Source organism: Haladaptatus sp. T7, from assembly GCF_026008575.1.
GTDB lineage: Archaea > Halobacteriota > Halobacteria > Halobacteriales > Haladaptataceae > Haladaptatus > Haladaptatus paucihalophilus.
This window is the reverse complement of record NZ_BROP01000008.1, coordinates 63,613-77,986: the sequence shown is the minus strand read 5'-3', so window position 1 is coordinate 77,986 and position 14,374 is coordinate 63,613. Positions and strand designations below refer to the sequence as shown.

The window sequence follows — 14,374 nt, the reverse complement described above, 5'->3', positions numbered from 1 at the left end:
TTCTCCCTATCCCTACAGAATCATGCAACAGACAAAAGAGTGATGGCCGTGCCGAGCATACCCCGACGCTTGCTTGCGGTTTTTTGAAAGGGCGTATCGACTACTCTCGTGTCGAAATCTGTTGGAAAATCTATGTGAATGACCTCTCCCCAAACTCTATAGATACTCCTCCGGTCGTCACGTCCCGAGAAGCGACACGTCGAAAAAAGGACCGCTCGAAGCGATCGGTCGGTCGAAATCGGACGTTACGGGACGCGCCGTCCAGTTTTCTCGACACGTCCGTCCCGGCGGTTTCGGTTTTAGACACGCGGCGATGCGATGGATTCAACCCCGGATTTATGCCCACGTGTCTGGTTGTCTCACGCATGGCAATACGGGACGATCATCCCGACTTCGAGACGTACCGTGCCGCTCTCGGACACGAACCGCCGGACGCCCACCCCTCCCTCGCGGACGAGTTGCGCGCCGCGGTCAACGGAGAAGTCAGGTTCGACCGATACACGCGCGTGCTGTACGCGACCGACGGCAGCATCTATCAAGCGCAACCGGCGGGCGTCGTCTTTCCGACCGACGTCGAGGACGTCCGGGCCGCGGTCCGGGTCGCCGCCGACCACGACATGCCCGTTCTCCCGCGCGGTGCCGGTTCCTCGCTCGCCGGGCAAACCGTCGGTCCCGGCTGTGTCGTGCTCGACTTCTCACGGCACATGGATTCGATACTCGACGTGGACCCCGACGGCCGACGGGCGGTCGTCGAACCCGGCGTCGTACAGGACGATTTGGACGACCACCTCGCGCAGTGGGACCTGAAGTTCGCCCCCGACCCGGCCTCCTCCAACCGAGCGACCGTCGGCGGCGGCATCGGCAACAACTCCACCGGCGCGCACTCGGTCCGCTACGGCATCACGGACGCCTACACCGCCGAGCTCGACGTCGTGCTCGCGGACGGGTCGCTGATTCACACCCGCGACGTCGAACTCGACGGCGAGGAGTGGGACGAAATCGTCGGGAAGGACGACCGCGAAGCCGAACTGTACCGCACCGTCCGGGAACTCGTGGAGGAAAACGAGGACGAAATCGAAGCGCGCTATCCGACGCTCAAGCGCTCCGTCAGCGGCTACAACCTCCACAAAGTCGTCTTCGAGCGGGACGGGACGCGCTACATCAACCTCTCGAAACTGTTCGTCGGCGCGGAGGGGACCTTAGGCGTCGTCGTCCGCGCGACGTTGGATTTGGTGTCGCGTCCCGGCGAAACCGCGCTCGCGCTCTACTGCTTCGACGACCTCGTGTCGGCGATGGAAGCGGTTCCGGAGGCGTTGGAGTTCGACGTGAGCGCGGTCGAGTTGATGGACGACGAGGTGTTCCGTCTGGCGCGCAACTCGTCGGAGTTCGCCGCATACGCGGAACCGATTCCCGAGCAGGCCGCCGCGGCCCTCATGTTGGAGTTCGACGGCGAGATTTGCGACGACTTCGAGGACGCCATCGCGGAGACGAACGCCCACTTCGTCCACGCGGGCGAGGCGTTCGACGTCCTCGAAGCCTACACCGAAGACGAGCAAGCCGACCTCTGGAAGCTCCGGAAGGCGGCGATTCCGCTGTTGATGAGCATGGAAGGCGACCCGAAGCCCTACCCCTTCATCGAGGACGCCTCCGTGCCGCCGGAGGAACTCGCCGAGTACGTGCGCGAGTTCATGGACGTGCTCGAAAATCACGACACCTCGGCGGCCTACTTCGCCCACGCCGGAAGCGGGACGCTGCACATCCGCCCGATTCTGAACCTGAAGGACGCCGAGGGCATCGAGACGATGCACTCCATCGCCGACGATGTGACGTCGCTCGTCCTCGACCACCACGGGTCCTTCTCGGGCGAACACGGGGACGGATTAGCTCGAACCGAGTTCAACCCGAAGATGTACGGCCCGCAACTGTGGTCGGCGTTTCAGGAGCTGAAGACGGCGTTCGACCCGGACTGGCGATTGAACCCCGGAACCGTCGTGTTCCGCGACGAGGACGGCGCGGACATGCGCGAGCACCTCCGATACGGTCCCGAGTACTCCTCGCTCGAACCGACGACGGTGCAGGACTTCTCCGACGAGGGCGGCTTCTCGCACCTCGTGGAACTGTGTAACGGCTGTGGCACCTGCCGCCAGACCGGGAGCGAAACCATGTGTCCGTCGTACCGCGGCATGAAGGACGAGATGGCGACCACGCGGGGGCGAGCGAACATGCTCCGCGCCGCCATCAGCGGCGAGATTCCGACCGAAGAACTGTACACCGACCGGTTTCAGGAGGAGGTGCTCGACCTCTGTCTGGGCTGTAAGGGCTGTGCCCGCGACTGTCCGACGGGCGTCGATTTGGCGAAGCTGAAAGCGGAGGTGAAACACGCCCACCACGAGGAGTGCGGGCCGAGCCGTCGGGACCGATTTTTCGCCAACGTGGACAGAATCTCGGCGCTCGGAAGCGCGCTCGCCCCGGTGTCGAACTGGGCGACGCGGTTGCCGGGGTCGGACGTCATCGCCGAGAAACTCCTCGGCATCGCGCCCGAACGAGACCTCCCGACCTTCAGCAGGGAGTCGTTGGAAGAGTGGTTCGAGGCGCGCGGCCCTCGCGTTCCGAAGGACATCGCCACGGAGCACGTCGTCCTCGTTCCCGACACATTCACGAATTACAGCTATCCGGCACCCGGCAAGGCCGCGGTTCGCGTCCTCGAAGCGGCGGGCGTCCACGTGCAAGTCCCCTCGAACCTCGCGCCGAGCGGGCGGGCGGCCTACTCCGAGGGCTTCCTCGATACGGCGAAAGAGAACGCGGAGAAAAACGTCTCGGCGCTCGAACCGGCCGTTTCTGAGGGGTGGTCAGTCGTCTTCGTGGAACCCTCGGACGCGGTGATGGTGCAGGACGAATACCGGGACCTCGTATCGGATTCCGCCGTCGAGAAAGTCGCCGCGAACACCTTCGGCGTCTGCGAGTTCATCGACCGCGAGCGGTTGGACGACGACATCGAGTTCCGCGAAGTGACGGAATCGCTCGCCTACCACGGCCACTGCAACCAGAAGGCGCTCGGGCGCGACCACCACGCGGTGGGCGTGCTCCGCCGGGCGGGGTACGCGGTGGACCCGCTGGAGAGCGGGTGCTGTGGCATGGCGGGGAGTTTCGGCTATCGAGAAGAACAGTACGACCTCTCGCAAGCCATCGGTCGAATCCTGTTCGAGCAGGTGGAAGAGAGCGACGCGGAAACCGTCGTCGCGCCCGGCGCGTCCTGTCGCACGCAACTCGAAGGCCACGAGGCGCGCCCACCGCACCCCATCGAGAAGGTCGCGGAGGCGCTCCCTCCGGGGAGCGCGACGCGCTGACGCGGTTCTCCGCCTCCACTATCGGTTTCAGCCGAGGAAGTACATCGCGGCGAAGAACAGGACGAGCAACGCGAGCAACACCATCACCGGCTTGAACGCGTTCAGTATCGAGCGATCCGGCTTCTTCGGGCCGGAACTGGTGAGTGGACCATCCATAGTTACGACATTCAAACTAGTGGGAAAAAGTTTTGTGGTGAGGAACGTCGAGCATTCGGAAATGTTCGAATCCGTGCTTATAAACCGTTAAGGTGTCGCCGTTCGATTTCCCGGGCATGAAACTCGGGACGGGGCTGTTCACCTGCCAGCGACGACCGGACGACGACCGTTCGATGACCGAGATTTACGACGAAATGCTCGAACTCGGGGAGGTTATCGACGACTCCGGCCTCGACAGCATGTGGGTGTCGGAACACCACTTCGCCGAGGACGGCTACCTCTCGGCCACCATGCCCTCGCTCGCGGCGCTGGCCGCCCGCACCGAAACCGTCGAACTCGGTACCTGTATCGCGCTCGCCCCGCTCTACGACGGGGTTCGGCTCGCCGAGGACGCCGCGACGGTGGACCTGCTCGCCGACGGCCGACTGACGATGGGACTCGCCATCGGGTCGAACCCGCGCGAGTTCGAATCGTTCGGCGTCCCCCGCGAGGAGCGCGTGGAGCGCATGACCGACCTGACCGACCTCCTCCGCGCCTCGTGGTCCGACGGTCCGCTCGACTACGACGCCGAGTTCCACGACGTGTCCCCCGACGTGAGCGTGACGCCGAAACCCGAATCGGAGATTCCGATCATGTTCGGCGGGTCGGTCAAACCCGCCGTGCGACGCGCGGCCCGCGTCGCCGACGCGTGGTGTGCGCCCTCCGCCCTCTCCGTCGAGGGCGTCAGAAAGCGCAAGGAGGACATCGAGCGCGTTCGGGAGAAGGAAGGAATCGAGGGCGACTTCGAAGTGTACGTCCTCCAGCACGGCTTCGTCGCCGATTCCAAGGAAGAGGCGTGGGAAGCGATGAAACCCGGGTACTTCTACATCCAGCGCCGTTACGCCGAAATCTTCTCCGGCGAATCGGTGGACGAACTGGACGCGGAGCGGAAATCGGAGCTGAAAGAACAGGCCATCTTCGGCACGCCCGAACAGGTGGCCGAGGAGTTGAACGAGTACCGCGACGCGCTGGGCGACGACGTTCACTTCGTCTTCCGCACCTACCACCCCGGCATCGGCACCGACGCGATGGTCGAGTGCGTGAAACGACTCGGGGACGAGGTTGCACCGCTGGTCCGAGAATAAGAGAGGGAAAAACCGGCCGCCTACCCCCGTCGTTTCCGTTGTTCTCCGTTCGGTCGGGAGGAGTCGGCCGTCAGGGCCAGAGACCCCGAACCCGATGGGCTTCGCCGATACGCGAAAGGGCGACGACGTACGCGGCGTCGCGCCACGTCACGTCGCGGTCTTCGACTTCCTCGCGCACGTCGTTCCACGCGTCGAGCATCCCGGCTTCGAGTTCGTCGTTCACGCGCTCCAGCGACCACTGCCGACGGTTGATGTCCTGTAGCCACTCGAAGTACGAGACGGTCACGCCGCCCGCGTTGGCGAGGATGTCCGGGATTACCGGGACGTCCCGCTCCGCGAGGATGGCGTCAGCGGAGGCGGTCGTGGGACCGTTCGCACCCTCGACCACGAGCGAGGCCCGTACGTCGTCCGCGTTCGCACCGGTGAGGGCGTTGCCGACGGCGGCGGGAACGAGCACGTCCACGTCGAGCGTGAGCAGGTCCTCGTTGCTGATGCAGTCGTCGGCGTACCGGGTGACGGCCTCGGGTTCCTCCTCGTGGGACGGAACCGCCGCCGTCTCGATGCCGTCGGGGTCGTACGCCGCGCCGTTCACGTCGGAGACGGCGACGACGGTCGCCCCCCATTCGTCGAGGAGGCGGGCGGCGTTCGCGCCGACGCTCCCGAACCCCTGTACCGCGACGGTCGTTCCGTCGAGTCCGAAGTCGTAGTAGTCACACGCCTCGCGGGTGACGAGCGCGACCGAACGACCCGGCGCTTCCTCGCGGCCGAACGAACCGCCGACGACCGGCGGTTTCCCCGTGACGACGCCGGGTTGAGTCTCGCCCTCCTGCATCGAGTAGGCGTCCATGAACCACGCCATCGTCTGGGAGTCGGTTCCCATATCGGGGGCCGGAATGTCGCTGTTCGGCCCGACCGTATCGCGCAGTTCCTGTGCGAACCGCCGCGTCAGGCGTTCGCGCTCGGAGTCCGAGAGTCGTTTCGGATTGACGACGAGGCCGCCCTTCGCGCCGCCGAACGGGATGTCCATGACGGCGCACTTCCACGTCATCCACATCGAGAGGCCGATACACTCCTCCTCGGTCACGCCGGGGTGATACCGGAGGCCACCCTTGTACGGCCCCCGAACGCTGTCGTGTTGCGCGCGGTAACCGGTGAACACCTCGACCGACCCGTCGTCGCGCTTCAACGGGACGGTGACGCGGTGGACGTGGGTCGGATGGCGCAAGCGCTCGACGATGTTCGGGTCGATGTCGGTCCCGGCCGCCGCTCGAGTCAACTGTCGCCGTGCGGTGTCGAGCGCCGATTCCACGGGTCCGTCGCCCGGTTCCTCCGCCGGTTCCGGGCGCGAATTTACGTTGGATGCCATCGATGGGTTATTCGAGGGGCGTCCCTCGATTGCGGAGGTGAACGTCGCACTCGTCACACGCTCCGGGGTGGTGGGTCGCGGTCACGATGGTACCACACCGCGGACACTCGTACTGCGATTCCGTCGTCGGGTCGGGGGTTATATCTCGCATCGGAAATTCCTCCAATCGGCGACGACGCGCTGCTCGGTTGGCACCGACAGGTCGCCGCCACGTACCGCAATTTTTGCGACGCGTGCAAGTAATTGGATGTTGGATAAAGAAGCAATTGGGGAAGAGGGTGCCTAGATAGTCAACCCCCATTCGGGACGGACGGAATTCGGTCGAAGACCGCGGCGAGGAGTTTCCGCTGTACTTTCCGCATGTGTTCATAGAACGCGGCGGAGGAGATGTCCAGCATGGCGGCGACGGCCGCGCCGTCGTTCGCACGGGGGGATTCGAAGTAGCCGCTGTAGTAGGCCGTCTGGACGACTTCGAGTTGTCGATGGGTGATGTCGGACAGGAACCCGTCGCGGAACCGGCTCCCGGTGTCCGTCGGCCGCTCTCGCTCCCGCCGTGCGACGAGTTCGGACGAGGGGTACGCGTTCGAGAGCACGTCGTCGATGGTACGAACCGCGACCGGGGAGGGGACGAAAACCGTCGCCGTCGTGTCGCCGCCGTCGGAGCGGAGGCGTTCGAGCGTCGCCCCGGACTCGGCCAATCTGGTGGCGATGAACGGCGCGGTGAGCGTCAACTGGACCAATCCGCCCTCGTCGTCGCTCGAAACGACGCGAACGGACTCGACCGCCACGATGGCGTTTGCGGCGGCGGCGACCTCGCTCGGCGACCCGCCCGACACGGCGACGAGAATTCGGGCACCGGAATCGAGTTCGCGGACGCCGCCCTGCAGTTCGAGGGCACACTCCGCGCGCCGCGAGAGCGCGTGAAGGACGCAGTTTTCGTCTGTGATACGGTAGTCGAGTTCGACGACGGTATCGCTCACGAGCGCGCGTTTTCGCTCGACGGATTGGATGGCCGAGGCGATGGTCTCGCCGAGTTCGGACAGCACCGTCCGCGCCCGGTCGTCGAACGCGTTCGGACGACCGGCGTACACGGAGAGCGTCCCGTAGGCGACGTCGCCGTGGGTCAGCGGAACGGAAAGTATCGACTGGAACCCGCGGGAGATGGCCTCTCGACGCCACGACGTGTCCTGCAAATCGTCCGCCACGTTCGGGACGACGGTGACGGAATCGGCGGCCGCCGTTCGCCCCGCGGGGTCGCCCCGGGCGGTGAAATCGGCGGCGTCGAGATAGCCTCGGTCGTCGCCCGCCCACGACCGGGGTTCGAGGTCACCCGACCCGGGGTCGGTATCGCCGACCCACGCGAACTCGAACCGGTCGCTCGCGGTCAGCAGTTCACAGACCTCGGCTTCGATTTCCTCGCGCGAATCGGCCCGAACGAGGGCGCGGTCGATTTCGCGGATTATCTCGTTCGTCCGGTTCAACCGGGAGAGTTGGCGATTGCGCCGGTGGAGTTCGCGGTCGCGTTCGCGGAGTTCGTCCTCGCGCTCGATGCGGTCGAGCGCCGCCTCGACGGTCGCCGCGAGGAGGTCGATTATCTCCCTCGTTACCTCGTCCAGCGTGCCGCGTTCGTCGGCCGCGACGAAGACGCCGTGGTCCGAGAGCGGGATGAACAGCCCGCTCCGCCGTTCGACGGCCGTCACGGGGAACGCGTCGGATTCGGTCACGTCGTCGAACGTGAGCGTCGTCCGGTCCACGAACGCCCGACCGAGCGCGCTCGACTCGTCGAGCCGAACCGTCGGGAGCGGCCCCGAGAGCGACTCGATGGCGTCCGTGGCCGCGGCGGGCCACAGTTCGTTCGCGTCGGTGTCGAAGAGGTACACGGCACACTCGTCCACGTCGAAGATGTCGGTCACGTCGTCGATGACGAGCGAAGCGATCTCCGGCGTCGTCTCCGCGTAGAGGAGGTCGCGGCTCGTGCGGTGTAGCGCGGTCAGCGCCCGCTCGCGGTCCTTCCGTTTGGTGATGTCGCGGCAACTGTAGAGCGTCGTTCCGCCTTGAATCGAGACTCGCTTCACGTTGACGAGGAGCGTGTGTTCCCGCCCCGCCCTGTCGGTCGCGGTGCACTCGATGTTCGTGAGGAGCCCCTGGGAATCGAGCGTTTCCCGGTCGAACAGGTCGTCGCCGAGGAGCGCGTCGATGCGTCCGAGGTCCCGAATCTCCTCGACCGAGTAGCCGAAGATGTAGTGGACGTTCGGGCAGATGTAGGTGAACTCGCCCGAATCGTCCGTGACGAGGACGGTATCGGTCATGTTGTTGAGGGTGACGCGGTGAAGTTCCTCCGACTCGCGGAGTTCCCGTTCGAGGTTGGCGCGTTCGCTCACGTCGAGCGCCTCGACGACGACGCTGACGATGGCTCCGTCCCGGTCGGTTACCGGGCGGAACGAAACGTCGAGTTCGACGCGGCCGTCGGGGGCACCGAACGCCGTCTCGAACCGCGTCACGGAGCCGTTCCTCGCGGTTCGGAGGGCGTCCCGTATCTCGTCCGGCGTCGTCTCCGACCGCTCCCACCACGGCGAGTCGGCGAACGACGCATCGACGACCGACGTCGCCGGAGCGTCGAGGAAGTCGAGGGCGGTGCGGTTCGTCCGTCGAATCGCCCCGCTCGGGTCGAGGACCCACATGAACGTCCGCGGGTCGTCGAACAGCGCGTCGAACTGCCGCGCCCGGCGGCGGCGAGCGCGGGCCGTCCGATACCGGACGGCCGCCCGCCGAACGCGCCGGAGGAGGTCGTCGGTGAGCGACGGCCGGTCGTCTACGGGGACGTACTCCGTGACGTCGGCGGCGACGGCCCTGCTGGCCGTCGCCTCGTCGCCGTCGGAGGCGAGGAGGACCACCGGAAGGTCGGGATAGGCGGCGCGAACGACCTCCAGAAAACGAACGCCGGACATGTCCACCAAGTCGAGCGAACAGACGATACAATCGACTTCGCCGGGCTGTGCCGTCAGCCACTCGTATCCGTCGTGACCGCGAGCGGCGGTCGTGACGAGGGTTTCGTCGGCCGCGGAGAGGTCGGCGACGAGCGGCGTTCGCCAGTTCGGGTCGCCGACCACGAGCACCGAAATCGGTCCCGCGGGGGGGTCGGCGGAACGTGGTGTCGGTTCCATCGTCGGGAGGTGAGGCGAGCAGCGGTTAAATCGCGTCGGTCTCCGAATCGGGGGACGACAGAGGTCGGCGCACGAACCGGCGCGGGAGAGGTCGAGGTGTCACGCCGGTACCTGATCAGTCCGCGAACAGCGACCGGTCAACCGACGGTTCCGGGTCGTCCGTCCCCGAGCGGTTCGGAAGCCGCGCCAACAGGCTCATCAGGGCCGCACCGCCCCGCAACAGGTGCGGTTCGAGCGGGTCCGGGAGACGGTCGCGCGACGAGAGGAGCGAGAACAGGCCGCGTCCGCGCGACCGCTGTCCTCGTATCGTCCGCTCGACGGCGGGGCGGCGGTTCCCCTCGACCCGCCGGAGGGTGGCGTTCGAAATCGGACCGTCGCCGCGAGCCAACACGGGGGTCAGCAGGCGATGTGTCTCCACGGCGTCCTGAATGGCGAGGTTGTTCCCCTCGGCACCGATGGGCGATGCGACGTGCGCGGCGTCGCCGATGAGGAGCAGACCGTCGTCGGTCCACCGCTCCGCGAGTCCGGAGCGGACCGACAACAGCGAACACTGGTCGAAGGACGTCAGGTGCGATTCCACGCTGTCCGCGATGGCGGGTTCGATTCCCGCGACGGTCTCCCGAAAGCGGGCGATGCCGCGGTCGCGTATCGCGGGATAGCGACCCTCGGGCACGAGCAGTCCGTACTGGGATTCGCGTTCGGAGAGCGGGGAGTACACCAACACCCCGTCGTCCTCGATGCGAATGTGCGTCGTGAAATCCGCCGCCGCGCGTGGGAGCCTGAACCAGACGACTTCCGTCCCGGACTCGTCCATCCCCGCGTCGATTCCGGCGGCCCGTCGAGTCGTCGAAAACCGACCGTCGGCCCCGATGACGAGTCGGCTACGGAAGTCGTGCGTCTCGCCGTCCGGGCGGGACGTGGCCGTGATGCCCGCGACAGCGCCGTCCTCGCGGCGGAATCCGTCGAACGAGGTCCCGGCGTGGAACGTGAACGTCTCGAACTCGCGAGCGCGTTCGATGAGGAGTCGGAGCAACGGCGGTTGCTTGAGCAGGAGGACGCGCCGGTCGTCGAAATCGAACACCGGATACGACTTGCCGTAGGCGACGACCGTCCCGCGGGAGATGGTTTCGTGGGGGAGGTCTTCGACGTCCGCGAGGAGGTCCATCTCGTCGAAGAGTCGCGGAATCGGCGGGCGAAAACCGTAGCCGCGGAACTCGCGGTCCAGCGTACGCTGGCGTTCGATGAGAACCGTCTCTACACCGCTTCTGGCGAGCAGGTAGCTGACGACGCACCCCGCGGGTCCGGCACCGACGACGATTACGTCGGCCGACCGTGCGGTCATCGGTGGGATTCCTCCGCGGGCAGATGGGCGAAAGCACGGGCCGGACGAGGCGGCGGGTGGCTACGATTTCGTGTCAATGAACGACGGTTGCGGCCAAGAGGTCGAAAAGTTTTCGAGACGGTATAATCCGAATTCGATTATATCGTCGGCGACGCCGTGCGGTGAGTCGTCACCACGAGAGCCGCTCGGCCCTAAAACGTCGGGCGAGTTCGGCGACGGGAACTCGTTTTCCGAGTTCGAACACGGCGAGTGCGCCGGCGCAGAACGCCACGCCGGTCAGCAGGAGTGCGAGCTGCGGCGACAACCCGAACCGAGTGAAAAAGAGCGGGTCGTCCCAGATGTTCGTGGCGGTGCGGAACGACTGGAGCGGCGTCACCACCGCGCCGAGCAGGAACAGCGACCCGACGAGGGTGCCACCGGCCCACAGGACGCGGAGGATGATGCGCTGGGAGACGGCCGGGTTCTGACGGATGTAATTCCGGGAAAGCCAGAGCGAACCGAGCGCGACGGCGGCGAGACCGCCGAGAACGACGACGACCCGCGGATGTAGCTGTGCGTAGGTGAGCGTCTCCGCGACCTCGGCAGACAGCGCGCCGAGCAATATGCCGAGCGGCGACGTTTCGCCCGCGCCGCTGTAGACCAGAAACGTGAGCAGGAGGTTGAAGACGAACGCGCCGCTCGCGGAATACGTGACGAACTTCCGGAGGTCCATCTCCGCGATTCCGGCGGGAATCGAGATGACGGCGCGCATCAGCGGCACCATCCGCCCCCAGAGAACCGAACTCTCGCCCCAGCGCTGGAACCACCGGCGGCCCCGATGGATGTCGTCCTCGGTGACGTGAACGAGGTGTCCGTACCGACCCAGAACGTATTCGCTGTTCTTTCCGAGAACGAAGTACGCGAGGACGCTCCCGACGGTGGCACCGACCGTCGCGTCGAGGACGAAGATGCCGAACGAGAGCGGGTCGTGAACGAGTTGGCTGGCCGCGAACGGGACGACGAGTTCGCTGGGCGCGAAGTGAAGGATGAACGCCGTTTCGAGCGCCATGTACACGAACACGGCGAAATAGCCGTAGTCGGAGACGAACGACAGGACGGCGTGCGTCACCCAGTCGAACATTCGGGCGCATATCGGACGAGCGCGATTATCAACTTAGTGGTGGCCCCGTCGGGGCGGCGTTCCGGCATCGAACTCGGTGTCAGTCTCACGACAAGCGACGGGAAGAGAACGCACATCGAAGGCGAATTATCTGGAGAACAACCTGAACGGAAAAGACGTAAATAGACGTCGAAATCGAATGCAGTCGGACACGCGTCGGGTGAGACAGTTATCGGATAGTTTCGAGCAAATATATTCTATATTCGGTACACGGCCGCTATGTACCCCATTAGTATCAACATATACACGTTGATTATCGGTTTGTCGAATCAAGCGACCGTATGCCAGAAACATACTCCCGGCGGAAAACGCTCGGCCTCCTCGGTCTGACGGCACTCTCGACGACCGGCATCGCGGTCGCCGAGAAAAACGACGATAGTAACGAGACCACCGAGGAGACGAAAACGGATGGCGACCATAGCAACCCGAACGAGCCATCCCTGACGCGGTTCGCCACCGTCCCGCTCGGAGCGGAAGTCACTGGTCTCCGCGTCGCACCCGGCGGAGAGCTGTTCCTGAACGTCCAGCACCCGAACGAAGACAACCCGGCACCGTACGACGCGAGCGTCGTCGGTGCCGTCGTCGGAATCGACGGGGCGGAAGTTCCGATGGACGTCCCGAACCTCTCGGTTCCGACGACCGACGCCGAAAAACGCACGACTCGGACGGCCGTCGGCGAGCACCAAGTGCTGGCGACGGGCGCACAAAAGCTCGGAAACGGCGACCTGCTCGGCGTGCCGAACGACGCCGACGGGAACCCTATCTCGGACGAAGCCGAATCCGACATGAACGCGTTCGTGCCGACTGGCGAGAACGAGGGCTACCTCTTCACGAACTGGGAAGCCCAACCCGGCATGATTTCGCGGCTGTTCATCAGCCGCGAGGACGATGCCGCGGAGTGGAGCGTCGATTCGGACAGCATCGAAAACCTCGACGTACGCCAGATGAAAGGAACGTGGAACAACTGCAACGGGTCGCTCAGCCCGTGGAACACGCCGCTGTCCAGCGAGGAGTACGAACCGGACGCGAAGGCGTGGTTCGAAAGCGACGAGAAAACGTACGGCAACGCCGAGAAGACGTTCGAGGAGTACCTCGGCTACTTCGGCAACGCCTACCGCTACGGCTACATCGTGGAAGTAGAGGATCCGGCCGGTGACGCGACGCCGACGAAACGGTTCGCGCTGGGCCGCGCGTCCCACGAGGTCGGCGAAGTGATGGCCGACGAGCGAACCGTCTACCTCACCGACGACTACGGGGGCGGCGTCCTCTACAAGTTCGTCGCCGACGAGGCGGGCGACTTGAGCGCCGGGACGCTCTTCGCCGCGAAATTGGAGCAGGACGCGACGGACGACGTGACCGAAGCCGGGTTCGACGTGGAGTGGGTCGAACTGGCGCACGCGACGGAGGACGAAATCGAGTCGTGGATAAGCGAGTACGACGGCCAAGACCCGGCCGCGGACGGGTACGAGGCGAACTACATCACCGACCACGAGGTTCGAGCGTGGGCGAACGGCAATGCCGAGGACGACCGGGTAGCGTTCCTCGAAACCCGAAAGGCCGCCGCCGCGGTCGGCGCGACGAACGAGTGGCAGAAGCTCGAAGGCGTCAGCGCTCCGAGCGACGCCACGCCGGGCGACTTCATCAACATCGCCTGTTCGAACGTCCGCGACACGATGAGCGACGTGGACGGCGACATGATGCTCCAAGGTGACGGGTACGGAGCCGTCTACACCGCGCGGCTGACCGGGAACTACGACATCCGCCGCATCGAACCGTCGCTGGTCGGCGGTCCGGAGGCGAACGTCGTCGCCCCCGGCGCGGACGGCACGGACGCGAACGGTATGCTCGTGAACACGCTCGCAAATCCCGACAACATCTTTACGCTTGAAGACGGCCGCGTGCTCGTCGGCGAGGACGGCGACCACGAGAACAACGTCCTCTGGCTGTTCTCCCCCGGAAAGCGCGACTGGAACGGACGCGACGACGAGAACGACGACACGGACGAAAACGAGGGCAACGACGGCAGGCGGGGCGACGAGGACGACGAGAAAGACGACGGCTGCTGAGCCGAGCGAGCCGCCGCAAACGCGACTTTTTCTCGGGACGGCGACGAACATCCGAAGCGTGGCCGACGAACCACGAGATGGATGGATATAGCGAATTGGGATATATTTCTGCCGCGAGCACGCTCAGGTCGCCAAGAGGACGACCGCACCGACGGCCAACCCGACACCTGCCACGTCCCGAACATCGACCGATTCGCCGAGGAACACCGCGCCGAGAACCGCGGCGACGACGAAGTAGAGGGCGGTCACGGTCGTCGCAACGGCAGTATTGCCGCGTTGCAGCGCGACGTAGTAGCTGATGGAACCGATGCCGGAGAACAGACCGCCAGCGACGGCGAAGGCGACGCCCGACTCGGAGAACGACACGGGACCGGCTTGAGTGGCGATGTACGCGATTGCGACGCCGACGCCGACGGTGTAGGAGATGGCCATCGCCACTTCGGGCGCGAGCGTTCGGGTGGCGTAATCGGCAAACAGCGCCCAGACGCCCCACGCGAACATACCGACGAGTGCGAAATATATCGCGGTTCGAACCATGGCGTTCCGGAAACGGTCCACCGACGAAGGTGTTCGGATTCCGCCGGAACAGGGGACGACAACCGACGAACAGACGGCCCTTGATTCGAACGCAGGAGAAGCATAACAAACTG

10 protein-coding genes are annotated in these 14,374 nt (G+C 65.4%); 3 read left to right on the top strand and 7 right to left on the bottom strand.

Translation table 11 applies throughout. The annotated features are described in order from the left end of the window. Positions 1-365 precede the first annotated feature (365 nt). Entirely contained in the window at positions 366-3,347 is a 2,982-nt protein-coding gene (locus OPC11_RS19035; protein WP_264782981.1) for an FAD-binding and (Fe-S)-binding domain-containing protein, read from the top strand. Positions 3,348-3,374: 27 nt separating this feature from the next. On the opposite strand, the gene OPC11_RS19030 is transcribed toward OPC11_RS19035, so the two are convergent. Continuing rightward, positions 3,375-3,503: a hypothetical protein gene (locus OPC11_RS19030; RefSeq protein WP_007978074.1), complete on the bottom strand. Its 129-nt coding sequence runs from the start codon at positions 3,501-3,503 to the stop codon at positions 3,375-3,377. Between the two features lie 116 nt (positions 3,504-3,619). Between OPC11_RS19030 and OPC11_RS19025 the strand changes: the two genes are divergently transcribed. After that, on the top strand, positions 3,620-4,627 hold the full coding sequence (locus OPC11_RS19025; protein ID WP_264782980.1) for an LLM class flavin-dependent oxidoreductase: 1,008 nt from the start codon (positions 3,620-3,622) through the stop codon (positions 4,625-4,627). Between the two features lie 70 nt (positions 4,628-4,697). Here OPC11_RS19025 and gdhB read toward each other — a convergent pair whose 3' ends face one another. The 5 genes from gdhB to OPC11_RS19000 all read right to left on the bottom strand — a co-directional run bounded on the left by gdhB (position 4,698) and on the right by OPC11_RS19000 (position 11,619). Then, a complete protein-coding gene (gdhB, locus tag OPC11_RS19020) occupies positions 4,698-5,993 on the bottom strand; it encodes a glutamate dehydrogenase GdhB (protein ID WP_264782979.1) in 1,296 nt (431 codons plus the stop codon). Between the two features lie 7 nt (positions 5,994-6,000). Then, positions 6,001-6,144, bottom strand: coding sequence for a rubrerythrin-like domain-containing protein (locus tag OPC11_RS19015; RefSeq protein ID WP_264782978.1), 144 nt, complete (start codon positions 6,142-6,144; stop codon positions 6,001-6,003). A gap of 139 nt (positions 6,145-6,283) precedes the next feature. Continuing rightward, positions 6,284-9,157 (bottom strand): bacterio-opsin activator domain-containing protein, encoded by a 2,874-nt coding sequence (locus OPC11_RS19010; protein WP_264782977.1) that lies wholly within the window; start codon positions 9,155-9,157, stop codon positions 6,284-6,286. A gap of 115 nt (positions 9,158-9,272) precedes the next feature. Then, a complete protein-coding gene (locus OPC11_RS19005) occupies positions 9,273-10,499 on the bottom strand; it encodes an FAD-dependent monooxygenase (protein WP_264782976.1) in 1,227 nt (408 codons plus the stop codon). Between the two features lie 169 nt (positions 10,500-10,668). After that, positions 10,669-11,619: a DedA family protein gene (locus OPC11_RS19000; RefSeq protein ID WP_264782975.1), complete on the bottom strand. Its 951-nt coding sequence runs from the start codon at positions 11,617-11,619 to the stop codon at positions 10,669-10,671. Between the two features lie 320 nt (positions 11,620-11,939). On the opposite strand from OPC11_RS19000, the gene OPC11_RS18995 reads away from it, so the two are divergent. Then, the gene (locus OPC11_RS18995; protein ID WP_264782974.1) at positions 11,940-13,724 is read left to right on the top strand and encodes an alkaline phosphatase PhoX; all 1,785 of its coding nucleotides are present in this window, start codon (positions 11,940-11,942) and stop codon (positions 13,722-13,724) included. 123 nt (positions 13,725-13,847) lie between these two features. On the opposite strand, the gene OPC11_RS18990 is transcribed toward OPC11_RS18995, so the two are convergent. Then, a complete protein-coding gene (locus OPC11_RS18990; protein WP_264782973.1) occupies positions 13,848-14,261 on the bottom strand; it encodes a DMT family transporter in 414 nt (137 codons plus the stop codon). Positions 14,262-14,374: the final 113 nt, after the last annotated feature.